This is a genomic window from Cryobacterium sp. TMS1-13-1 (assembly GCF_004403125.1).
GTDB classification, from domain to species: Bacteria; Actinomycetota; Actinomycetes; order Actinomycetales; family Microbacteriaceae; genus Cryobacterium; species Cryobacterium levicorallinum.
On sequence record NZ_SOGX01000006.1, the window covers coordinates 207,396 to 230,075 of the forward strand.

Annotated in this window: 19 protein-coding genes, 1 rRNA gene and 1 pseudogene; all 21 read right to left on the minus strand. The window is 65.6% G+C overall.

Annotated features, from left to right (window positions below; genetic code table 11):
* Window positions 1-118: 118 nt before the first annotated feature.
* A complete protein-coding gene (locus tag E3T31_RS17955; RefSeq protein ID WP_174844846.1) occupies window positions 119-1,588 on the minus strand; it encodes a hypothetical protein in 1,470 nt (489 codons plus the stop codon).
* Between the two features lie 211 nt (window positions 1,589-1,799).
* A pseudogene (locus tag E3T31_RS18210) lies at window positions 1,800-1,986 on the minus strand (ribosome biogenesis GTPase Der); the annotation flags it as partial.
* A 235-nt stretch (window positions 1,987-2,221) separates the two neighbouring features.
* A complete protein-coding gene (locus E3T31_RS17960) occupies window positions 2,222-3,616 on the minus strand; it encodes a hypothetical protein (protein ID WP_134467856.1) in 1,395 nt (464 codons plus the stop codon).
* Window positions 3,617-3,846: 230 nt separating this feature from the next.
* The gene (locus tag E3T31_RS18015) at window positions 3,847-5,280 is read right to left on the minus strand and encodes a hypothetical protein (protein ID WP_206750308.1); all 1,434 of its coding nucleotides are present in this window, start codon (window positions 5,278-5,280) and stop codon (window positions 3,847-3,849) included.
* A 214-nt stretch (window positions 5,281-5,494) separates the two neighbouring features.
* Entirely contained in the window at window positions 5,495-7,006 is a 1,512-nt protein-coding gene (gene der, locus E3T31_RS05635; RefSeq protein WP_134467858.1) for a ribosome biogenesis GTPase Der, read from the minus strand.
* Window positions 6,999-7,691 carry a (d)CMP kinase gene (cmk, locus tag E3T31_RS05640; RefSeq protein WP_134467859.1) on the minus strand — a complete coding sequence of 231 codons (693 nt, stop codon included), beginning with the start codon at window positions 7,689-7,691 and terminating at the stop codon, window positions 6,999-7,001. Before cmk ends, der begins: the two co-directional genes overlap by 8 nt.
* 3 nt (window positions 7,692-7,694) lie before the next feature.
* Entirely contained in the window at window positions 7,695-8,777 is a 1,083-nt protein-coding gene (locus tag E3T31_RS05645; RefSeq protein WP_134467860.1) for a prephenate dehydrogenase, read from the minus strand.
* Between the two features lie 27 nt (window positions 8,778-8,804).
* Window positions 8,805-9,614: a pseudouridine synthase gene (locus tag E3T31_RS05650; protein ID WP_134467890.1), complete on the minus strand. Its 810-nt coding sequence runs from the start codon at window positions 9,612-9,614 to the stop codon at window positions 8,805-8,807.
* An 8-nt stretch (window positions 9,615-9,622) separates the two neighbouring features.
* Window positions 9,623-10,300 (minus strand): SMC-Scp complex subunit ScpB, encoded by a 678-nt coding sequence (locus tag E3T31_RS05655; RefSeq protein ID WP_134467861.1) that lies wholly within the window; start codon window positions 10,298-10,300, stop codon window positions 9,623-9,625.
* The gene (locus E3T31_RS05660; protein WP_134467862.1) at window positions 10,290-11,099 is read right to left on the minus strand and encodes a ScpA family protein; all 810 of its coding nucleotides are present in this window, start codon (window positions 11,097-11,099) and stop codon (window positions 10,290-10,292) included. The genes E3T31_RS05655 and E3T31_RS05660 overlap by 11 nt, the downstream gene beginning before the upstream one ends.
* Entirely contained in the window at window positions 11,083-11,970 is an 888-nt protein-coding gene (locus E3T31_RS05665; protein ID WP_233195351.1) for a ParA family protein, read from the minus strand. Before E3T31_RS05665 ends, E3T31_RS05660 begins: the two co-directional genes overlap by 17 nt.
* A 167-nt stretch (window positions 11,971-12,137) precedes the next feature.
* Window positions 12,138-13,082, minus strand: a complete 945-nt coding sequence (locus E3T31_RS05670; protein ID WP_134467863.1) for a site-specific tyrosine recombinase XerD — start codon at window positions 13,080-13,082, stop codon at window positions 12,138-12,140.
* A gap of 2 nt (window positions 13,083-13,084) precedes the next feature.
* The gene (locus E3T31_RS05675) at window positions 13,085-13,717 is read right to left on the minus strand and encodes an NUDIX hydrolase (RefSeq protein WP_134467864.1); all 633 of its coding nucleotides are present in this window, start codon (window positions 13,715-13,717) and stop codon (window positions 13,085-13,087) included.
* Window positions 13,710-15,407 (minus strand): CTP synthase, encoded by a 1,698-nt coding sequence (locus tag E3T31_RS05680; RefSeq protein ID WP_174844851.1) that lies wholly within the window; start codon window positions 15,405-15,407, stop codon window positions 13,710-13,712. The genes E3T31_RS05675 and E3T31_RS05680 overlap by 8 nt, the downstream gene beginning before the upstream one ends.
* Before the next feature lie 29 nt (window positions 15,408-15,436).
* Window positions 15,437-17,158 carry a DNA repair protein RecN gene (gene recN, locus E3T31_RS05685; protein WP_134467865.1) on the minus strand — a complete coding sequence of 574 codons (1,722 nt, stop codon included), beginning with the start codon at window positions 17,156-17,158 and terminating at the stop codon, window positions 15,437-15,439.
* Between the two features lie 4 nt (window positions 17,159-17,162).
* Window positions 17,163-18,083, minus strand: coding sequence for an NAD kinase (locus E3T31_RS05690; RefSeq protein WP_134467866.1), 921 nt, complete (start codon window positions 18,081-18,083; stop codon window positions 17,163-17,165).
* 4 nt (window positions 18,084-18,087) lie between these two features.
* Window positions 18,088-18,888, minus strand: coding sequence for a TlyA family RNA methyltransferase (locus E3T31_RS05695; RefSeq protein ID WP_134467892.1), 801 nt, complete (start codon window positions 18,886-18,888; stop codon window positions 18,088-18,090).
* A gap of 104 nt (window positions 18,889-18,992) precedes the next feature.
* Window positions 18,993-19,142: a hypothetical protein gene (locus E3T31_RS17685; protein WP_166788395.1), complete on the minus strand. Its 150-nt coding sequence runs from the start codon at window positions 19,140-19,142 to the stop codon at window positions 18,993-18,995.
* A gap of 9 nt (window positions 19,143-19,151) precedes the next feature.
* A complete protein-coding gene (locus E3T31_RS05700; RefSeq protein ID WP_134467867.1) occupies window positions 19,152-20,180 on the minus strand; it encodes an HAD-IIA family hydrolase in 1,029 nt (342 codons plus the stop codon).
* Window positions 20,158-21,240, minus strand: coding sequence for a hypothetical protein (locus E3T31_RS17965; RefSeq protein WP_174844849.1), 1,083 nt, complete (start codon window positions 21,238-21,240; stop codon window positions 20,158-20,160). Before E3T31_RS17965 ends, E3T31_RS05700 begins: the two co-directional genes overlap by 23 nt.
* A 1,336-nt stretch (window positions 21,241-22,576) precedes the next feature.
* Window positions 22,577-22,680: ribosomal RNA gene (gene rrf, locus E3T31_RS05710) — 5S ribosomal RNA — on the minus strand; the annotation flags it as partial.

Below are 22,680 nucleotides of genomic sequence, written 5' to 3' on the forward strand. Positions count from 1 at the left end.
TGACTCGGCGCGCTGGACATGCAAAAAAGCGGGCCCCGCGTGCTGCGCACGTGGGGCCCGCCTGGTTTCCTGCAAGAGAATTCTTGGTGGGAGCTAGCCGGGTGGGGAATACTGCGGCCTAGGCACCCTTGCGGATGGTGACGGCGGTGCCGTCGGTGAAGAAGTTGCGAGCATCGTCGATGGTGGTCGCGGTCGACGAGATAATGCCGCAGTTGAAGTTGTCGGTGTCACGGCCGAACGTGTTGTCCTTGATGACGGTGCCGACCAGGGGGCCGTAGGTCTTCTGGGCGATGTTCACCGTGCAGTGTCCGCCGTCGGCGTAGTTGTTGGTGAAGCTGAAGTTGGAGACCTTTCCACGGTCCTGCGTGACCTGCACGGCGGCGCTGTAGCTGCCGGTGAGGCGGTTGCCGTCGATTTTGATGTTGTTGCCGACCTGAACCTGGATGCCGTCATCGTGGCTGGGCGTTCCACCGTGGTTCGGGTCCTGCGCGTAGTGTGCGTGGTCATGGATCCAGGAGTTCTGCACGGTCACATTGCTGCCGGTGATGTGGACACCGTCGATCACGTTGTGAATGTTCAGACGGGTCGCGGTGAAGTTATAGCCGTAGATCCCGTGGTTATCGTTCGACATGACGGTGGGAAAAATTTCGGTGTCGGTCACGACCAGGTTACTGAAGCCACCCAGGTTGTTGATGAGCACGCCGGGCTTGTCGGCACGACCACGAATGATCGAGTTCTTAATGGTGACGTTGGCGGCGCTGATCTTGACCAGACCGCGAATGTCAAGGCCGTTGAGCACTGTGCCGGGGGTGGTGACGTTGATGTCACCGGTGACGACCTTGAGCACTGTGCCGGCCGGAACGCCGGTGTTCGTCGCGATCGGCGTACCACTGGTGGGTGGGGTCACGACCGGCGCTGGAGTAGGAGTAGGAGTCGGAGTAGGAGTCGGCTCCGGAGTCGGAGTCGGAGTCGGAGTCGGAGTAGGAGTAGGCGTCGGCTCCGGAGTAGGAGTAGGAGTCGGCTCCGGAGTCGGAGTAGGAGCCGGCTCCGGAGTAGGAGTCGGCTCCGGAGTAGGAGCCGGTGGCGTGCTCGTTGCGACGCGCTCAAAACCGGCCACGGCCAAGTTCAGAGTGACGTCGGCGATGCTGCTGGACGCGGTGACCGTTCCATCCGTCTTCTTCGTCACGGGAACGGTAATGGTCTTGACCGCGCTGGTTCCCGGACGCACGGTAAACGAGTACGTTTTCGTGTCCTCCGGACCGACCGCAATTTTCACCTGAGTTCGGGCCGCGACGTCAGACGTGAAGAACGTCACATCGACGGATTTCAAGCCGGACGGCACTGTTCCCAACTTGGTGGTCATGCTCCGTCCAGCCGGGATGATAATCGAGGTGCTGGTCGTCTCAGCACCGCTGCTGGCGGCAGTGGCCGGAACAGCAGCGAGGCCGGAGATCGCGATTGCGGAAACCGCGAGTGTTGCGAGAATGGTCAATCGTGTGGTCTTGCGCGGGCTGCTATTGGCGACAGCCCGGGTGGTTTGAATTGGATTCTGATCGAGGTGGGACTTGCGGATGTTTCTAAATGCCATTGGCTAGTTCCGTATATTCCGGGTCATGCACAAGTTCGGGACGTGCAGGTGATCGGCCGTAGGGGGCCACAATGTACCTAATGAGCATTACCCACTACTGATGGGCACGCAAATCGAGTCGACACCTGTGCGCCGCATCCGGCGGGCGGTCGCACCACCAAAAAGAGGCCGGACCTGCAATAACAGGATCGACCGCTTCGAGTCTGCGAGTTTAGCATTTGCGCTTCTCGCGCCTGCTGAGGTTGATTGGCCTTCCTTCGAAGCCGTAGATCTGGCGCAGGCGAGGCTGAATGTAGCGAAGGTAGCCCAGGTCGAGAAACCTGGGTGGTGAACCCCACGAACGTCGGCGGGCGGCTCGCGGCTGGGGTGCCGAACAGGATGCGCCGCTGTTTGCCGCCCGGGGTATTCTTCATCTCTGTCTCGATGATGTCGAGCCCCTCGCGGTGCGAGCTCGACCGACGGAATGGGGCGTTGTCGAGATCGAGTCACGGGTGCGCATAGCGGTGTCGGGGGCAGATGCGCGTGGCCGGCACACACAATAAGGCGGGCCCCGCGTGCTGCGCATGTGGGGCCCGCCTGGTTTCCTGCAAGAGAATTCTTGGTGGGAGCTAGCCGGGTGGGGAATACTGCGGCCTAGGCACCCTTGCGGATGGTGACGGCGGTGCCGTCGGTGAAGAAGTTGCGAGCGTGGTCGATGATGGTCGTGGTCGACGAGATAATGCCGCAGTTGAAGTTGTCGGTGTCACGGCCGAACGTGTTGTCCTTGATGACGGTGCCGACCAGGGGGCCGTAGGTCTTCTGGGCGATGTTCACCGTGCAGTGTCCGCCGTCGGCGTAGTTGTTGGTGAAGCTGAAGTTGGAGACCTTTCCGCGGTCCTGCGTGACCTGCACGGCGGCGCTGTAAGCGCCCGTCAGACGGTTGCCGTTGACCTTGATGTTGTTGCCGACCTGAACCTGGATGCCGTCGTCGTGGCTGGGCGTTCCACCGTGGTTCGGGTCCTGCGCGTAGTGTGCGTGGTCGTGGATCCAGGAGTTCTGCACGGTCACGTTGCTGCCGGTGATGTGGATGCCGTCGATCACGTTGTGAATGTTCAGGCGGGTCGCGGTGAGGTTATAGCCGTAGATCCCGTGGTTATTGTTCGACATGACGGTGGGAAAAATTTCGGTGTCGGTCACGACCAGGTTACTGAAGCCACCCAGGTTGTTGATGAGCACGCCGGGCTTGTCGGCACGACCACGAATGATCGAGTTCTTGATCGTGACGTTGGCGGCGCTGATCTTGACCAGACCGCGAATATCGAGGCCGTTGAGCACGGTACCGGGGACGGTGACGTTGACGTCACCATTGACGACCTTGAGCACGGTACCGGCGGGAACACCGGTATTTGTGCCATTGAGCATAGTACCGGTGGGCACCGCGGTCGGAGCGAGTGCCGGAGCGGGTGCAGGAGCGGGTGCAGGAGCGGGTGCAGGGGCCGGGGCGGGTGCGGGGGCCGGGGCGGGTGCAGGAGCGGGTGCAGGGGCGGGTGCAGGGGCCGGGGCGGGTGCAGGGGCCGGGGCGGGTGCGGGTGCCGGAGCCGGGGTCGGTGCCGGAACGACCTTCTTGGTGTAGCCGACGACGGTCATCTCGACCTTGACGTTGGCGTCGCTGCTGGCGACGACAATGGTTCCGTCTGACTTGCTGGTGACCGGAACCGTGTAGGTGCGCTCGGGGCCATCGCCGACCGGAGCGGTGAAGTAGTAGCGCTGCGTGTACTCCGGGCCGACCAGAACCTTGATGTCTGTGCGGGCGGCAGCGGTGGTGTCGAACATGACGTCAACGGAAGCGGCGTCGGCCGGAATGGTGCCGAGGTCGCTCGAGACCTTGCTACCGGCCGGCACGGCGACCGTGACGGTGTTGACGGCGGCGCTGGCCGGCACAACGGCGAGGCCGCTGAACGCGACGGCGAAGGCGCCGGCCGCGGCGATGAGGGCGAGGCGGCGAGAAGGTCGAGGGGTAAAACGCGAAGCGAAAGCAGTGGAGGACATGGTTCACATTTCGTCTAGTGCACAGAATCGGGAGGTGCGAGTGAGGGGCTGTAGGAGGCCTTGGTGAGTAAGATGAGCATTACCCACAATGGGCAATGTCACAAGCGATCACATGACTTTCTCAGGTTCACCCCCGTTCAGGGGTAGACGATTTGCAAAATTTGGACAGAAAAAAGCGGCCGGACCTGCGTTAACAGGTCCGGCCGCATCCGTTCAAGAATTTTTGAGAATTACCCCTTGGAAATTTTCACCGGGCTGCCGTCGGTGAAGTAGTTACGAGCGAAATCGATCTTCGTCGAGGTCTGCGCGATGACAGCACAATTATTCAGGCTGGTGTCGCGGCCGAACTCGTTGTCGGTGATCGTCGTACCCTGGAGAGGCCCATAGTCCTTCTCGGCGATATTCACGGTGCAGTGCCCGCCGTCAGCGTAGTTGTCCGTGTACGAGAAGTTGGCGACCCGTCCACGGTCCTGCGTGATCTGCACCGCGGCACTGTACGCATCGGTCAGACGATTGCCGGTGACGCTGATATTGATGCCGACCTGGATTTGGATAGAGTCATCATGACTCGGCGTACCGCCGTGATTCGGGTCGTTCCGGTAGTGCAGGTTGTCGTGGATCCAGCTGTCCTTGATCACGACGTTGCTGCCGGTGACGTGGATTCCGTCGATGACATTGTTGATGTCCACCCGGGTCGCGGTGAAGTTGTAGCCGTAGATGCCCATGGCGTCGGGCGACGCGATGGAGGGGCGCAGCTCGGTATCGACAATGACGAGGTTGCTGAAGCCGCCGAGGTTATTGATCAGCGCCCCGATGCCGTTCAATTCGCGACCACGGATGATGGAGTTCTTAATGGTGACGTTCGCGGCCTCAATTTTGACCAGACCACGAATGTCGAGGCCATCGAGCACTGTGCCGGCCTTGGTGACAGTGATGTCATCGTTGTGCACGGTGAGCGCGGTACCGGCAGGAACGCCGGTGTTGGACTCACCGGGCATACCGCCACGCGACGGGGTGGGCTCGGGCGTCGGAGTCGGAGTGGGAGTCGGCTCGGGGGCCGGGGTGGGCTCGGGAGCCGGCGTGGGCGACGGCTTCGGAGCTGGTGCCAGCACGGGACTGGGCGTGGGCGCGCGATCAGCCTCGCCGCGTTCGAAGCCGACGAGGGCGAGATTCAGCGACACCGTCGAGACGCTACTGCTCGCGGTGATCGTGCCGTCGGTCTTATCCGTCACGGGAACCGTGATGGTGGCCGTAGCGCTCGTGCCGGTCGGAGCGGTGAATGAATAGGTTTGGGTGTTCTCGGGGCCGACAGAAATTTCGACCTGGGTGGGCACTCCATCGTTCGATGTGGAGTATTCCACCTCGATGGAGCTCAGGCCGCTAGGTACATTGCCCAATCGGGTGGTGACACTTTCGCCGGCCGGGACAACGATGGACGGGGTCATCGGGTCGGCAGCGCTCCGGTCGGCACCGCTTCGGTCGGAGCCGCCTACTTCGGCGATAGCCGGAACAGCCGCGAGCCCCGAGAGGGCGATCGTCGAGGCGGCGAGTGCCGCCCAAACAGCCAATCGTCGAGCCCGGGGCGAGCTACTTTCGGCGAGGTGTTGAGGGGCACGGGTTGAGTTGTGGTCGATTTTGGACGTGCGGGCTTCTTTATATGCCATGGGCTCGTTATGTATATTCCGGGTCGCGCACAAGTTCGGTACGTGCAGGTGGTCGGCTGTAGGGAGCCATTAGGGTAATACCTGAGCTTGGCTCAGAATATCCGAAGACACAAATCGACCCGTAATATTCCACCTTCATAACGATGCCCGCCGGATACGAAAAAATGCGGCCGGACCTGCGTAAACAGGCCCGGCCGCATCCGTTCAAAAGAAGTTAGCGTTTGCGCTTCTCGCGCACGCGCATGCTGAGGTTGATCGGGCTTCCCTCGAAGCCGTAGATCTCGCGCAGGCGACGCTGAATGTAGCGACGGTAGCCCGGGTCGAGGAACCCGGTGGTGAAGACCACGAACGTCGGCGGGCGGCTCGAGGCCTGGGTGCCGAACAGAATGCGGGGCTGCTTGCCGCTGCGCACGGGGTGCGGGTGGGCGGCGGCCAGCTCGGCCAGGAAGGCGTTGAACTTGCCGGTGGCGATGCGGGTGTCCCAGGATTCGAGCGCGAGCTCGAGGGCCGGAACCAGCTTCTCCATGTGGCGACCGGTCTTGGCGGAGATGTTCACGCGGGGGGCCCACGCCACGTGGGCCAGGTCCTGCTCGATTTCACGTTCGAGGTAGCGGCGACGGTCGTCGTCGATCTGGTCCCACTTATTGAAGGCGAGCACGAGCGCACGGCCCGACTCGATCACGAGGTCGATGACGCGCACGTCCTGCTCGCTGATGACCTCGGTCACGTCGAGCAGCACGACGGCAACCTCGGCCTTTTCGAGGGCGGCGCTGGTGCGCAGCGAGGCGTAGAAGTCGGCGCCCTGCGAGAGGTGAACACGGCGACGGATGCCGGCAGTATCGACGAAACGCCACACCTTACCGCCGAGTTCAACCTGCTCGTCCACCGGGTCACGGGTTGTGCCGGCGAGCTCGTTGACAACAACGCGCTCCTCCCCCACCACCTTGTTGAGCAGGCTGGACTTTCCGACGTTCGGGCGGCCGAGGATGGCCACGCGGCGCGGGCCGCCGACCTCCTGCTTGGCAACGTTGGAGATTTCGGGCAGAACGAGCAGGATCGCATCGAGCAGGTCGGCAACACCACGACCGTGCAGGGCGGAAACCGGCCAGGGCTGGCCGAGGCCGAGCGACCACAGGCTGGCCGCTTCGGGTTCCTGGCGCACGTCGTCGACCTTGTTGGCGATCAGGAAGACCGGCTTGCCGCTCTTGCGCAGCATGCGCACGACGGCCTCATCGGTCGAGGTCGGGCCCACGTTGGAGTCGACGACGAACATGACGAGGTCGGACAGGTCGATGGCGATCTCGGCCTGAGCGGCGACGGAAGCGTCGATACCCTTGGCGTCTGGCTCCCAGCCGCCGGTGTCGACGAGGCTGAACTTGCGTTCGTTCCAATCGCCCTTGTACGCAACGCGGTCACGCGTGACCCCGGGGGTGTCCTCCACAACGGCCTCACGGCGGCCGAGAATGCGGTTGACCAACGCCGACTTGCCCACGTTCGGGCGGCCGACGATAGCGATCACTGGAACGGCGGGAAGGTACTGGATGGCGTCGGGGTCGTCGGTGACGGCCTCCAGTACGTCGAGGTCTTCCTCGTCGAGGTCGTAGTTGTCGAGGTCCGTGCGCAGCGCGGCGGAACGCCGGGTGGCGAGTTCCTCATCGAGGTTGGCGAGTCGTTCCGCCAGCTCGGTGTCGAGCGCTGAGCTCGTGTCGTCGTATTCGTTACTCATTCAAAGCCCGCTTCGTGCGTGTGTGTATGACGTCGATGACCGCTTCAATGGTCTGCTCGAAGTCGAGATGGGTGGAGTCGACGGTTATCACACCGTCTGCGGCGCTCATGAAATCGACAACCTGTGAGTCAGCGCGATCTCGCGATCGCAGCTGTTCTGCCACGGTTTCAGCCGACTGGGTCGTTATTTCCGCAGAGCGTCTAGCCATTCTAGCCTCCTCGGATGCCGTGAGTAGAATGCGCACCTCCGCCTCGGGGGCCACGATGGTCGTAATGTCGCGTCCTTCGACCACGACACCGGGCCGATCCACGTTCGCGGCCAGGCTGCGAAAGAGCTCGGTGAGCGCAGCCCGCACCTCGGGAACGCGGGCGACAGCGCTCACCGCTGCACTGACTTCTGGCGAGCGGATGGCGTCGGTCACGTCGGTCTCCCCCACCGTCACGAAATACTCGTCGGGGTCGGTACCGATCGAGTAGTCGAAGTCTTTCAGGATCGCGGTGACGGCATCCGCTTGGCTGCTGTCGGTGTTGCGGTCGAGAACCAGCCAGGCCAGCGCCCGGTAAGCGGCGCCGGTGTCGAGGTAGGCGAAGCCGAGGCGGCGTGCGGCAGCACGGCTCACACTCGACTTGCCGCTGCCGGCCGGTCCGTCGATGGCGACGAGGGTGGGGAGGGCGTGACGTGCCATGCGTTAACCAGCAATCCGCCAGCCGCGGGCGGCCAGCTCTTCGGTGAGGCGAGTGACGGCCTCGGGCAGTACGGAGATTTCGGCGAGGCCGATTTGGGCGCCCGGCGAGTGTTCCAAGCGTAAGTCTTCGAGGTTAACTCCGAGGTCGCCGATGTCGTTGAGCAGGCGGGCGATCTGGCCCGGCTGGTCGTTGACCATGACCACCATCGAGGAGAAACGCCGGTCCTGGCCGTGTTTTCCGGGCAGTCGGGCCACTCCGGCGTTGCCCCCGCCGAGTTCTTCAGCGATCTGACGCTGCGCTCCCGGCTTGGCGGGGTCTTCTAGTGCATCGATGAACCGGTCGAGGTCGTCGCGGTAGGCCAGCAGCACATCGCGCACCGGGCCGGCATTGGCGCCGAGAATCTGCACCCACAAATCGGGGTCGCTCGCTGCGACGCGGGTCACGTCGCGCAGCCCCTGACCGGCGAGGTTCAGCGAGGAGTGCGCGGCACCGGTGAGGCGGCGGGCCATCAGGGTCGAGATGACCTGCGGGACGTGCGAGACCAGGGCGACGCCGAGATCATGTTCCTCGGGCGTCATCTCGACCAAAATAGCGCCGAGGTCGAGGATGAGGTCGTCAATGGCTCCCGCCTGCTGGTAGCTGATCGCGTCGTGTGCGGCAACGACCCAGGGGCGGCCGATGAACAGGTCGGCGCGGCCGGAGAGCGGGCCACCCTTCTCCCGACCGGCCAGCGGATGCGATCCGATGTAGCGGCTGATATCGGCGCCACGCTCGCGCAGCTCGGCCAGTGGGGCAAGCTTGACGCTTGCGACATCCGTCACGATCGCGCCGGGGTACGCCTCGAGTTCGCGGGCGACGATGTCGGCGGTGACGTCGGGCGGCACGCAGACCACGATCAGCTGCGGCTCGTCGTCTGGCTGGGCGGCCCGGCCGGCGCCGTAATCGATCGCGATGCGCAGGTTGGTCGGCGAGGCATCGCTAAGAATCGTTTCGATCTTGCGGTTACGCAGGCCGAGGCCGACGCTGGTTCCGAGCAGGCCGACGCCGACGATGCGCACCGGGCCGACGAGGCGGCTTTCAGCCATGGAGTTCAGTCCTTAGTTCGCGCGGAGTTAGTTAGCATCAGGGCGAGCGCTCGGCGCCTGGCGGGACACTGTGAGCAGCTGGCCCAGTTCTTCGCGGGTGAGTTCCCGCACGGCGCCCTGCTGCAGGGTTCCGAGGTTCAACGGCCCGAACTGGCGACGCACCAGATCGACCACGGGGTGACCGACGGCGTCGAGCATCCGTCGCACGATGCGGTTACGGCCGGAGTGCAGGGTCAGCTCGACCATGCTGTAGCCGCCGCCGGGAGGGCTCGTCAGAATGCGGGCCTTGTCGGCGTGAATGGGGCCGTCGTCGAGTTCGATGCCGCTCTGCAGCTGGCCGATGGTCTGCGGCGAGACGCGGCCCTCCACCTTGGCGATGTAGGTCTTGGAGACACCGAAGGAGGGGTGGGCGAGCACGTGGGCGAGGTCGCCGTCATTGGTAAGAATGAGCAGGCCGCTGGTCTGGGCATCGAGCCGGCCCACGTTGAACAGGCGTTCATCGAATTGGTCGGTGAACTCGCGCAGGTCGGGGCGGCCGCTCTCGTCCTGCATCGAGGAGACGACGCCGACCGGCTTGTTGAGCATGAGGTACCGGCGGGTGGTGTCGAGCTGCACGGCCACGTTGTCGACGGCGACCTGGTCGGTTTCAGGGTGCACGCGGCGACCGAGCTCGGTGACAACCTTGCCGTTCACCCGCACGCGACCGGAGGTGATGAGATCTTCGGAGACGCGGCGGCTGGCTACGCCGGCCGAGGCCAGTACCTTCTGCAGGCGGACGCCGTCGGCGGCGGCCTCCGGGTTGAAGTTGGGGTCGCGGGGCGTCTGGTCCTGGGGGATGTTGTCGGTCAAAGCAGATCCTCGAATCCGTCGGTTCCGCCGTCAAGCAACGGCGATAGGTGGGGTAACTCGTCGAGCGAGTTGATTCCGAGCTGGGTAAGCAGCAAGTCTGTGGTGGCGTAGTTGATCGCGCCGGTTTCACTGTCGGTGAATGCCTCGGTGACCAGGCCGCGCCCGAGCAGGGTGCGCACGACGGAGTCGACGTTGACCGCCCGAATGCTCGCAACCTGGCCGCGGCTGATCGGCTGCTTGTAGGCGATCACGGCGAGCGTCTCGAGGGCCGCCTGGCTGAGCCGGCTGGGATTCTGCGTGAGCACGAAGTCGGTCACGAGTTCGTCGTGGGTGGCGCGCACGTAGATGCGCCAGCCGCCGGCGACCTCGCGCAGCTCAAAGCCGCGACGCACCGTTTGGGTACCGTCGGCGTTGCGCAGGCCGTCGAAATCGGCGACCAGCCGGGCAACGGATGCCGCCACCGCGGCGATGGGCCGCCCGACGGCGGTCGCGAGGTGTACGAGCCCCTGCGGTTCGTCAGCGACCATGAGCACGGCTTCGAGCTGGCGGTCGAGGGAGTGGAATGCGGCGTTCTGGTTTTGGTCTTTTTCGCTGGCGGCCGGTGAAGCGGATGCTGCAGCATCCGTTTGCGGCGTGCGTGACCGGGTGTCGGTGGTCTGGTTTTCAATTGTCATAGTCGGCTCCGAGCGAGGCGAGGTTTTCGTCGGTCCAGGACTGGGTGCTCCAGCGCAGGGTGAGCTCACCGAGGGGCTCGATTTGGTCAAAGGAGACGGCACCATGGCGGTACAGCTCGAGCACCGCGAGAAAGCGGGCGATAATGACGCCCTTCTCGTCGGTGCCGGCGATGAGCGCACGAAACGAGACCGGCTCCCCCTGCTGCAGCATGGCGACGACGTAGGCGGCCTGCTCGCGGATGCTCACGAGCGGCGCGTGCAGGTGGTCGAGGCCCACACTGGGCAGCTCGCGCGGGGCGAGGGCGACGGCTGCCAGCGCGGCGAAGTCGGCGAGGGAGAGCGTCCAGACCAGCTCCGGGGTCTTCTGGCGGTACTTCTCTTCGAGGCGCACCGAGCGCACGTGTCGGCGGGTCTCGATCTCGAGCTGCTCGCTGAACCAGGTCGCAGCCTCCTTGAAGGCGCGGTACTGCAGCAAGCGGGCGAACAGCAGGTCGCGGGCTTCGAGCAGGGCGACGTCTTCGGCGTCGACGAGTTCGCCCTGCGGAAGCAGTCCGGCCACCTTGAGATCCAGCAGTGTCGCGGCGACGACCAGAAATTCGGTGGCCTGGTCGAGTTCTTCCGCCGCGTCAAGGCCGCGCAGATAGGAGATGAATTCGTCGGTGACCTGGCTGAGCGAGATCTCGGTGATGTCGAGTTCGTGCCGGGTGATCAGTTTCAACAGCAGGTCGAACGGACCCTCGAAAACGCCGAGGGCGACCGAAAACGCGGGCTTCTCGGCCGCGCTAGGCGACTGCGCCACGGTGGATCAATTCGCGGGCCACCTGCAGGTAGGCCTTGGCAGCCGCGTGCTCTGGCGCGAAGTCGGTGATGGGTACCCCGGCCACGCTCGCGTCGGGAAATTTGACGGTGCGGCCGATGACGGTTTCGAGCACACTGTGACCGAAGGCGTCGACGACTCGCTCGAGTACCTCGCGAGAGTGCAGGGTGCGGGAGTCGTACATGGTGGCGAGAATTCCGTCGAGTTCGATCGCCGGATTGAGGCGGTCGCGCACCTTGTCGATGGTTTCGATGAGCAGGGCGACACCGCGCAGGGCGAAGAATTCGCACTCCAGCGGAATCAGCACGCCGTGGCTTGCGGTGAGCGCGTTCACGGTGAGAATGCCGAGCGACGGCTGGCAGTCGATGAGAATGACGTCGTAGTCGCCGGACACCTTGCGCAGCACGCGGGACAGAATCTGCTCACGGGCGACCTCGTTGACCAGGTGCACCTCGGCGGCAGAGAGATCGATGTTGGCCGGGATGACGTCGAGTCCCTCGACCGAGGTCGGCTGAATAGCGTCTTTCGGGTCGACCTTGCCGTTGAGCAGCAGGTCGTAGATGGTGGTGACGTCGTGCGTGGGCACGCCGAGGCCGGCCGAGAGGGCGCCCTGCGGGTCGAAGTCAATCGCGAGCACTCGGCGGCCGTAGCGGGCCAGGGCGGCACCGAGGTTGATGGTTGTCGTGGTCTTGCCGACGCCACCCTTCTGGTTGCACAGGGAGATGATGCGGGCCGGACCGTGGCTTTTCAGCGGCTCCGGTTCGGCGAATTCGTGTTTTTCGCGTCCCGTCGGGCCCACCGGTATCTCGTCGAAACCGGGAAGCGAAATCCGCTCGCTCAACTTACGCGTCACTGGCCCGCCCTTGATTTGTCCTGCACCCATCACTTGGTCGATTCTAGCGATTAGATCGCCCGGTCTTCGCAAGGATCGCCGCGCACCCCCTGCCACTGCTCGCGAGAGCGCAAAAAGTGCCCATTTGGACTCGCCATACGGGCACTTTTTGCGCTCTCGCGCAATTATCAGCGGGCTCTCGGGTGGGAGAGGGTGTACATGTCGCGCAGGGTGTCCGCCGTCACCAGGGTGTAGATCTGGGTGGTGGCGACCGAGGAATGGCCGAGCAGTTCTTGCACGACGCGCACGTCGGCGCCGCCGGCGAGCAGGTGCGTCGCAAAGGAATGCCGCAGGGTGTGCGGGGATACGGGCACGGTCAGTCCGGCGCGTTCGGCAGCCGCGCGAATGATGAGCCAGGCGTTTTGCCGACTCACTCGCTGCCCGCGCAGCCCGAGAAACAGTGCCGGCGTCGACCGTCCGCGCGCCGACAACATCGGCCGTGCCCGAACCAGGTAGTCGGAGACGGCGGCGCGGGCGAAGCTGCCGACCGGAACGATGCGCTGCTTGTCGCCCTTGCCGGTGAGCCGCACGGAGTCGAAGTCTTCGAGGCGCACGTCGTCGACGTTGAGGTCGACCACCTCGCTCACCCGCGCGCCGGTCGCGTAGAGCAGTTCGAGCAGGGCCTTGTCGCGCAGGCGCTGCACATCGTCGCCGTCGGTCGCCGCGAGCAGCGCGGCCACCTGCTCGATCGAGATGGCCTTGGGCAGGCGCAGGGCGAGTTTGGGCGGCTTACTGTCGTGCGCGACATCCGTTTCGACCAGGCCCTCACCGAGCAGAAACCGGTGGAATCCACGCACGGTCGAGAGGATGCGCGCGATCGACGCGGCGGTCAGCGGCGACTCCGGACGCAGGCCGAGGTATTGCACAAATGCCGACACGTGGTGCGGGGTGATGGCACGCAGGTTCGTGATCGGGCGCGGCGGGGCGTCGGCGAGGTCCGCAACGGGCTGGCCGGCCAGCCACGCCGTGTACAGCCCGAGGTCACGGCGGTAAGCAGCGACGGTGTTCGCGGCGAGACCGCGCTCGACCGCCACGTGCCGCAGATACCCATCTACCGCCGTGGCGATCGTCATGCCTAGGCTGTGACGTGCCGGTTGAGTGGATGCCGCGGCCACGGCAGGTCGGCCGGCGCGAGCGTGCTCCACCCGCGTGACTTGGCCACGTGCGCGGCCAGAATACCCACGATCAGGATCGGGTTCTCGACCCGCCGCGCCAGTACGGCGTCGACGCAGTCGTCGAGGGACACCCAGCGCAACTCGATATCGGCTTCTTCTTCGGTGCGTGCGAAGGCGGGAACCGCCGAGACGCCGCGCGCCAGGTAGACCCGGATGGCTTCATTGCTGCCGCCGGGCGAGGTGTAGAACTCGGTGAGCAGCGCCCAGGCCGTGGCGACGACATCCGCTTCCTCGGCGAGCTCGCGCTGGGCACCGATCAGGGCATGTTCGCCGCTTACGTCGAGCAGCCCGGCTGGCAGCTCCCAGCCGCGCAGGCCGGTCGGGTGCCGGTACTGCTTGATCAGCAATACCCGGTCGTGCTCGTCGAGGGCGAGCACGGCCACCGCGCCGGGGTGGTCGAGGTATTCGCGGGTGATGCTCGCGCCGTTGCACTCGAAGCTGTCGCGGCGCACGTTCCAGATGGCGCCGTCGAAGACGACCTCGCTCGCGGTCACCGTGACCGGAGCCACGTCATCCTGCAGTGGTTCAGGCACTGAGCTCTTCCTTCACCTCGAACAACCGGCTGGCCTGCTGGCGGTCGAGGGCTGCGGCGACCAGGCCGCGAAACAGCGGATGCGCGTGGTTCGGCCTGGACCGCAGCTCCGGGTGAGCCTGGGTTCCGACGTAGAACGGGTGCTCGTCGCGCTTGAGCTCGACGTATTCGACCAGGTGGCGGTCCGGACTGGTTCCGGAGAACCACAGGCCGGCCAGGGCGATCTGGTCACGGAAGGCGTTGTTGACCTCGTAGCGGTGGCGGTGACGTTCGGAAGCCTCATTGGCGCCGTACAGCTCGGCGACGAGGGATCCCTCGGCGAGCGTTGCCGGGTAGAGGCCGAGGCGCATGGTGCCACCGAGGTCGCCGCCGGCGATGATTTCGACCTGTTCTTCCATGGTCGCGATGACCGGAAACTCTGTTTCCGGGTCGAACTCGCTGGAGGAGGCGCCGGGCAGGTCGGCCTTGTTGCGGGCGTATTCGATGACCATGCACTGCAGGCCGAGGCACAGTCCGAGCACCGGGATGCCGTTTTCGCGGGCGAATTTGAGGGCGCCGAGCTTGCCCTCGATCCCGCGAATGCCGAAGCCGCCGGGCACGCAAATGCCGTCAAGTTCGCCGAGCAGACGCGCGGCTCCCTCGTCGGTCTCGCAGTCGTCGGAGCCGATCCAGACGATTTTGACCCTGGTCTGGTTGGCGAACCCGCCGGCTCGCAGCGCCTCGGTGACCGAGAGGTAGGCATCCGGCAGGTCGATGTACTTGCCGACCAGGCCGATGGTGACCTCGTGCTTGGGGTGGCGCACGGCTTCGAGCAGGTTCTCCCAGCCGGTCCAGTCGACGCCGTCAGCGACGAGGCCGAGGGCGTTGACGATGTACTTGTCGAGGCCCTGGTCGTGCAACATGGTGGGGATCTCGTAGATCGACGCGACGTCGACGGCGTTGACCACGGCGTCTTCGTCAACGTCGCACATGAGCGCAATTTTGCGCTTGTTCGCCTCGGAGACGGGCCGGTCGCTGCGCAGCACGAGGGCGTCCGGCTGAATTCCAATGGAACGCAGTGTCGCGACGGAGTGCTGGGTGGGCTTGGTCTTCTGCTCGCCGGCCGCGCCGAGGAACGGAACGAGCGAGACATGCACGAAGAAGACGTTGCCGCGGCCGAGTTCGTGGCGCACCTGACGAGCAGCCTCGAGGAACGGCTGGGACTCGATGTCACCGACGGTGCCGCCGACCTCGGTGATGATGACGTCGGGGCGCACCTCATCGCTCGCCTGCAGGCGCATGCGGCGTTTGATCTCGTCGGTGATGTGCGGGATGACCTGCACGGTGTCGCCGAGGTACTCGCCACGGCGTTCCTTGGCGATCACCTGCGAGTAGATCTGCCCGGTCGTCACGTTGGCCGACTGGCCGAGGTTGATGTCAAGAAAACGTTCGTAGTGCCCGATATCGAGGTCGGTCTCCGCGCCGTCGTCGGTCACGAAGACCTCGCCGTGCTGGAACGGGTTCATCGTTCCCGGGTCGACGTTGAGATACGGGTCGAGCTTCTGCATGACGACCCGCAGGCCGCGTGCCGTGAGTAGGTTTCCGAGGCTGGCCGCCGTCAAGCCCTTACCGAGCGAGGAGACCACACCCCCGGTCACGAAGATGTGCTTGGTTGTGCCGTTTGACCTGCTCGGTCCTGATCTGTCCGCAATTATATTTTCCACCACGGGCTTCAATGCTATCACCTGATTTTTGTCGCTGGCTGGGACGGGGTGGACTGGGCGAGGTCGAGCAGTTCTCTGGCGTGTTCGAGGCCGCTCTTCGAGTCGGGCAGACCCGACAGCAGGCGGGCCATTTCGGCGGCCCGATCCTCGCCGCGCAACTGGCGCACGCTCGAGGCGGTGACGGATCCGTCGCTGTCCTTGACCACGCTGAGGTGGTTCACGGCGAACGCGGCGACCTGGGCGAGGTGGGTGACCACGATCACCTGGGCGGTTTCGGCCAGGCGAGCCAGTCGCCGTCCGATTTCAATCGCGGCGGCACCGCCGACGCCAGCGTCGATCTCGTCGAAGACGAAGGTGGGCACCGGGTCGGTCGCGTTGATGACGACCTCGATCGCGAGCATGACCCGAGACAGTTCGCCACCGGATGCCCCGCGTGCGAGCGATCGCGGCTCGGCCCCGGCGTGGGGCTGCAGCAGTAGGCGCACGAGGTCGCAGCCGGTGACGGTGAATTCGCTCCCCGGTTCGACCAGCACGTGGAGGACGGCGTCCGGCATTGCCAGTGCGCCGAGCTCGGCGGTGACCAGGGCACCGAGACGCACGGCTGCCGCTGCACGGAGCGCGGTGAGGACGGTGGCGAGATCGGTGACCAGCAGATGGTCGGAATCCGTTTCAGCGGTGAGGGTTTCGATGCGGTCGGAGTCGGAGTCGAGCTCGAGCAGACGGGTGCTGCCGGTGCCTCGAAATTCGATGGCCTCGTCGAGGCCGCCGGTGTATTTACGGGCGAGGATGCTCAGTTCGGCGCGGCGTTCCTGCACGATTTCGAGTTCGCGGGCACCGTCGGCGTCGAGGCCGGCGAGGTAGCTGGAGAGTTCGGCGGCGATATCCGCGACGACGAAACCGACGTTGGCGATCGCGGTGACGAGCGGTGGCAGCGCCACATCGTGGGTGGCGACCCGGTCGAGGGCGCGCCGGGCGGTTTCGAGCAGCGCGACAACGTCGGGCAAGTCGTCGGGGTTATCTTCGGCGGAGATGAGCTGGCGGGCCTGTTCGCTGGCCAGGCGCAGCTCTTCGAGGTTGCCGAGGCGTTCGGCACGTTCACCGAGCTCGGCGTCTTCGCCGCGTTGCGGGGCGACCGTTTCGATCTCAGCGATGGCGGCCCGGAGGTCGTCGGCTTCGCGGGAACGCAAATCCTGTTCGGTGACGAGCCGGTCCAGGTCGGTCTGGTTGGCCTGCCAGCGGCGGAAGGAATGCTGGTAGTCGGCGAGCACTGCGGAGAGGTCGGGCCCGGCGAAGCGGTCGAGGGCGTCGCGCTGGGCGGCGGCGGAGCGCAAGCGCACCTGGTCGCTTTGGCCGTGCACGACGACGAGGTCGTTGCGCAGGTCGCCGAGTACGCTCGCCGGAGCGCCGCGTCCGCCGACCGTCGCCCGGCTGCGCCCTTCGCTCGAGACGGAGCGTCCGAGAATGAGTTCGGGGCCGTCGAGGTCTCCCCCGGCGTCGCGCACGCGTTCGGCGACGGGACCGTCGGGGTCGATGACCCAGCGGCCCTGCACGAAACTTTGCGGCTGGCCCTGCCGCACGGTGCCGGCATCCGCTCGATCGCCGAGTAGCAGGCCGAGCGCGGTGACCACCATGGTTTTTCCGGCGCCGGTTTCACCGGTGACGGCGGTGAAACCAGGCCCAAGCGGCAGCGTCGCCTCGGCGATGACGCCGAGGTCGCGGATGAACAGCTCGTCGATCATCGGATTACTCGCGGCCGACCGGGCCGCGCCAGCCGGTGACCGGCAGGTTGAATTTGTTGACCAGGCGGTCCGTGAACGGGCCGATGTGCAGGCGGGCCAGGCGCACCGGTACGCTCGAGCGGCGCACGATCACGCGGGCGCCGCTCGGAAGGTCCTGGGTACGGCGGCCATCGGCGCAGAGCACGGCGCGGGCTCCGGTGCGGGAGAGCACCTCGACGGCCAGGGACGAATCGGGGCCGACGACGAGCGGCCGGGCGAACAGGGCGTGTGCGCTGAGCGGTACCAGCAGCAGCGCTTCGACGCCCGGCCAGACGATGGGGCCGCCGGCCGAGAACGAGTACGCGGTCGAGCCGGTCGGGGTGGAGAACACGACGCCATCGCAGCCAAATGACGATAGCGGACGGCCGTCAACCTCGACGACAACCTCGATCATGCGTTCACGGCTGGCCTTTTCAACGGTGACCTCGTTGAGCGCCCAGGTTTCGTAGACAACCTCGTTGGCGACCTTGACCCGCACCGACAGGGCGAGTCGTTCTTCGACCTCGTAGTCGCCCTTGAGGGCGCGGCGCACGGCCTCACCGAGGTCGTCCCGCTCGCTCTCGGCGAGAAAACCGACGTGGCCGAGATTGATCCCGAGCAGCGGGGCCGAACAACCACGCACGAGTTCGGCCGAACGCAGAATGGTGCCGTCACCGCCGAGCACGATGACCAGCTCGAGGTCGGCGGTTGTCACGGTCTCGCCGAGAATGGCGATGTGCCCGTTGAGCTCCGGGCAGGCGGCGAGCAGGTCGGCGCGTTCGTCGCTGGCCAGCACCGGCACGGCGCCCGCGGCGAGAAGCTGCTTGCAGACCGTCGAGGCGGCTTCGACCGAGTCGAGGCGACCGGTATGGGCAACGATGAGAAAGTACCGCGGGCTGTAGCTCAACTCGTCACGCCCCCACCACGGTTTCGATCCGTTCCATCCATTCTGTCGGATTTGAGCCGGCCGTGGCGCTCATCCAGCACAGATACTCGTGATTTCCGGCCGCCCCGATGATGGGCGAGGCGATCACGCCGCAGGTTTTCAGGCCGAGGTCCCAGCCGGCCCACAGCACGCCGGCGATCGAGTCGCTGCGCAGGCCTTTGTCGTGCACGATGCCCTCCCGAATGCCGCCGCGGCCCACCTCGAACTGCGGCTTGATCAGCAGTACAAAGTCGGCGCCCTGTGCTGCCGTGGCCGCGAGGGCCGGCAGCACGGTCGTGAGGGAGATGAACGACAGGTCGGCCACGACGAGGTCGGGTCGGGTGTCGATTCCGGATACCCCGGCGAGGGTTTCCGGTGTCGCATAGCGGATATTGTAGCCCTCGACCAGTTTCAGACGCGGCTCGGTCTTCAGTTGCGCAGCCAGCTGCCCATGGCCGACATCAGCCGCGAGCACCTGGGCGGCGCCGCGTTCGAGCAACACCTGGCTGAAACCGCCGGTGCTCGCGCCGGCATCGAGCACGGTGCGCCCGGTGACGCTCAGGTTGAACGCGTCGAGGGCGGCGATGAGCTTGTGGGCACCGCGGCTGACGTAGTGGTCGGTCGCGGCCACCTCGAGAACAGCATCCGCTGACACTTTAGTGCTGGCCTTCACGACCGGCAGTCCGTCTACCGTGACGAGGCCGTCGGCGATGAGTTTGGCCGCGACGGTTCGGGAGCGCACCAGCCCACGATCGGCGAGGGCGGCGTCGAGGCGGGAGGCTGGCATCCGTTCTGGAACGCTGTCAGTGTCGTTCAACTCGTCGGGAAGGTCGGCGTCGTTCTCAGGCATGGGTGCGTCTGGTTCCTGGTCGTTGGGTGTGCTGGTGCCGGTCATGCCTGGCCAGCCTGGTCGGCGTCTTCGAGCCGTTCGCGCAACTGCTCGTGCAGCTCCCCGAACGCTGCGGCGCGCGCCTCGAGCGGCTGGGTCTCGATCTTCGCCAGTTGCGCGGCGAGATCGACCGGTACGGGTTCGGGGTTCACAGCTCTAGGCTACTGCGCGAGATACAGTCGCTCCGGAACGTTGAGCCCGTAAATTGCCCGTCCCGACCGGTAGATCGCAGCGCAGGCGGCGCGAAGCAGATTGATTGCGCCGTCACCGTCTTTCAGAATCTGCACGTCATTGCCGTGCACGCGCACGCTGGCTCCGTTGACCGTCGCGGTCGATCCGTCCTTGGAGAACACGGTCTCCGGGTACGGTTCGTGCAGCTGCTGCAGGTTGTCAAGGATGAATGCGGGCTGCGAATCTTTGTCAGCGGCCAGGGCCTGCTTAGCCCGGTCGATGCCGGTCAGCACGAGCACGGCAGGAATGCCGGCCCGGTTCGCGCCGAGAATATCGGTATCGAGGCGGTCGCCGATGAAGAGCGCGTTCTGCGCGCCGAACCGCCGAGTAGCTTCCAAAAAAATGGCCGCTTCGGGCTTACCGGCCACGAGTGGCAGCCGCCCGACCGCGGTGTGCACGGCCGAAACCAGCGTGCCGTTACCCGGAGCGATGCCGCGGGCGACCGGAATGGTCCAGTCCGTGTTGGTCGCGATCCACGGAATGCCCGTGCCCACACCGTCGGCGTTGAGCGCGAAGGCCGCTTCGGCAAGGTGCACCCAGCCAACCTCGGGCGAGAAGCCCTGGATCACAGCGGCCGGCTTGTCGTCTGCAGAGCGGGTCACCACAAATCCAGCTTTGATGACCTCGTCGACCAGGCCGTCGCCACCGACCACGAGGATGGTCGCGCCGGGTGCGACCTGCTCGGCGAGCAGCCGAACGGCTGCCTGGGGGGAGGTGACGACATCCGCTGCCGCCACGCTCAGCCCGAGCTCGGTGAGGTGGTCGGCGACCGACTGATCGGTGCGCGAGGCGTTATTGGTGATGTAGCCAACGCGAATCGTCTCGGCGGCACGGTTCAGGCTCTCGACGGCGAAGGGAATCGCCGCCGGGCCCGCGTACACCACACCGTCCAGATCGGCCAGCAGAACGTCAACGCCGTCCAGCGGCGTCACCGGCTCAGGCTTTCGGCGATGCAGCATTCGGCTCCGTCTCGTCGTCTGAATCGGCAATTGAAACGGATGCCGCGGCGTCGGTTTCCGCCTCGTTGTCGATCTCAACGTCGGTTTCGGCGGTGTCCGCCGCTTCGTTGACGATGTCGTCGGCGTCGTCGTCGTCGGTAATCGGCGCAGCGACAGCGTCGAGCCCGGCTTCGGCAACGGCACGAGCCGCTTCGCCGGCGGCCACTGTGTCGTCTTCGTCGTCTTCGTCTCCGGCGTCGGCGGCTTCGGCGGCGAGGGCGGCGTCGTTGTCCTCTTCTATTTCTTCGATTTCGACGGTCTCGTCATCGTCACCGGAGGCCCCGATGGCAGCGTCGGCGCGGGAGGCCCGCTGGAGCCACTCGTCGGCTTCGTCCTCGCGACCGAGTTCGCTCAGCACCTCAGCGTAGGCGGCGAACAGCTCGGGGCTGTAGGAGAAAGCCGTGTTCGGGTTGAGCTGCGGAATTTCGAGCTCGACGAGCGCGGCATCCGTTTCACCGAGGTCCAGTCGTGCGCCGGACATGGCGATGGCCAGGCCAACCTGCACGGACGGGGACAGCGTGCTGCGATCGACCGAACGGCCGAGCTCGAGGGCACGGTCGGGGCGGCCGACGCCACGTTCACTGTCGACCATGAGGGGAAGCTGGTCGTTCGAGCCGGAGATGCGACGGTAGGTGCGCAGTTCGCGCAGGGCCAGCGCGAAGTCACCGGTGGCATACGCGGTGATCGCGAGGCTTTCACGCACAACACCGATGCGGCCGGCCCGACGGGCGGCGCTCATCACATGCTGGTGCGCCAGCTGCGGGTTCTCGTCGATGACGCGGGCGGCCATCGCCAGGTGACGGCCGACGGTCTCGGCGTTCTCCTTGGTGAGGGTCTTGAGCTCGTTGCGGGCGATGCGGTCAAGGTCATTGGCCGAAATGTCGTCGGGAAGTTCCGGGTCGTCGTGACGCGGACGCACCGAACGCAGCTCGCGCTGCATGCGCTGCTCTTCGGTCATCTCCTCTTCGACGACGCGGGCATCGCGGTCGTTACGGGCCGGCGCGCCGTCGCGGGTCCACAACTTCTTGCCGGCATCGACGCGCGGAGCGCCTGCACGGTTCGGCGAACCGCCGCGCTGGGTCCACGGCTTGCTGTCGTTGTCGCTTCTCGGCCGGTCATTGCTGGGACGGTCAGAGTTACCCCGGTACGGAGGACGCTCCCCCTGGCCCGGACGATCAGAGTTACCCCGGTACGGAGGACGCTCCCCCTGAGCCGGACGCTCAGAATTGCCACGGTACGGGGGACGCTCCCCCTGGGCAGGACGCTCAGAGTTACCCCGGTACGGAGCCCGGTCGTTGCCACCGGAAGTCCGCTCGGAATTGCCACGGAAGGGAGGTCGCTCCCCCTGGGCAGGACGCTCAGAGTTGCCCCGGTACGGAGCACGCTCCCCCTGAGCCGGACGCTCAGAGTTACCCCGGTACGGAGCACGCTCCCCCTGCCCGGGACGGTCAGAGTTACCCCGGTACGGGGGACGCTCCCCCTGGGCCGGACGCTCAGAGTTACCCCGGTACGGAGCACGCTCACCCTGCCCGGGACGGTCAGAGTTACCCCGGTACGGAGCACGCTCACCCTGCCCGGGACGGTCAGAGTTACCCCGGTACGGAGCACGCTCACCCTGAGCCGGACGATCCGAGTTACCACGGTACGGAGCACGCTCACCCTGAGCCGGACGATCAGAGTTACCACGGTACGGAGCACGGTCGTTGCCGCCGTATGCGGGGCGATCGGAATTGCCGCGATAAGGAGTTCGCTCTCCACCCTGCGCAGGACGGTCCGAGTTGCCACGGTAAGGAGGACGCTCGCCACCCTGCTGCGGGCGGTCGGAGTTACCGCGGTACGGTGGCTTCGCGCCATCGCGTCCGCCGGCAGGTCGCCCATTCGAGGGTCGGCCGCTCTGGTTCGAACGACGGTCGTCCTGACCGTTGTTACGGGAATCGCCGTCGCGGGGTCCTGAAGGGCTCACTGTATCTCCTGTGTAATTAGTCCGGCATTTCGACAGACTTACTAAGCCTAATCCCTCACGCAAAATCGCGCTGAGAACCCCACCCAAGTAGATGCTGTTCCCCACGTCAATCACGTGTCGGTCATGTGAGGGGTGTTGGGATTTTCGCGGGGTGACGAGTTCGAGTGTTTGAGCTGCGGCTGAGTGTCCCGTCGCCCCGCAGGGGTTCAGTCCGGGTGTGCAGGCCGGCCCCGGTCGTGCCGATGCCGGTCTCGACAGGCTCGACCAACGGATGGGTCAGTGCGAAGCGGGACCGCTTGCGGTGTGGTGTTAACGAGAAACGGCCACCCTGGGTGGCCGTTAACGCAGAAAAGCCACCCCGTGAGGGATGGCTTTTCTGTTGTTTCTAAGTTAAGTCCGGCGGTGTCTTACTCTCCCACAGGGTCCCCCCTGCAGTACCATCAGCGCTGAGAGTCTTAGCTTCCGGGTTCGGAATGTGACCGGGCGTTTCCCTCTCGC

What these genes read in the sequence shown, in the direction of transcription:
- E3T31_RS17955 (WP_174844846.1), bottom strand. Translation starts at nt 1,588, where the DNA reads ATGGCATTTAGAAACATCCGCAAGTCCCACCTCGATCAGAATCCAATT.
- E3T31_RS17960 (WP_134467856.1), bottom strand. Translation starts at nt 3,616, where the DNA reads ATGTCCTCCACTGCTTTCGCTTCGCGTTTTACCCCTCGACCTTCTCGC.
- E3T31_RS18015 (WP_206750308.1), bottom strand. Translation starts at nt 5,280, where the DNA reads ATGGCATATAAAGAAGCCCGCACGTCCAAAATCGACCACAACTCAACC.
- der (WP_134467858.1), bottom strand. Translation starts at nt 7,006, where the DNA reads ATGAGTAACGAATACGACGACACGAGCTCAGCGCTCGACACCGAGCTG.
- cmk (WP_134467859.1), bottom strand. Translation starts at nt 7,691, where the DNA reads ATGGCACGTCACGCCCTCCCCACCCTCGTCGCCATCGACGGACCGGCC.
- E3T31_RS05645 (WP_134467860.1), bottom strand. Translation starts at nt 8,777, where the DNA reads ATGGCTGAAAGCCGCCTCGTCGGCCCGGTGCGCATCGTCGGCGTCGGC.
- E3T31_RS05655 (WP_134467861.1), bottom strand. Translation starts at nt 10,300, where the DNA reads ATGACAATTGAAAACCAGACCACCGACACCCGGTCACGCACGCCGCAA.
- E3T31_RS05670 (WP_134467863.1), bottom strand. Translation starts at nt 13,082, where the DNA reads ATGACGATCGCCACGGCGGTAGATGGGTATCTGCGGCACGTGGCGGTC.
- recN (WP_134467865.1), bottom strand. Translation starts at nt 17,158, where the DNA reads ATGATCGACGAGCTGTTCATCCGCGACCTCGGCGTCATCGCCGAGGCG.
- E3T31_RS05695 (WP_134467892.1), bottom strand. Translation starts at nt 18,888, where the DNA reads ATGCCAGCCTCCCGCCTCGACGCCGCCCTCGCCGATCGTGGGCTGGTG.
- E3T31_RS05700 (WP_134467867.1), bottom strand. Translation starts at nt 20,180, where the DNA reads ATGCTGCATCGCCGAAAGCCTGAGCCGGTGACGCCGCTGGACGGCGTT.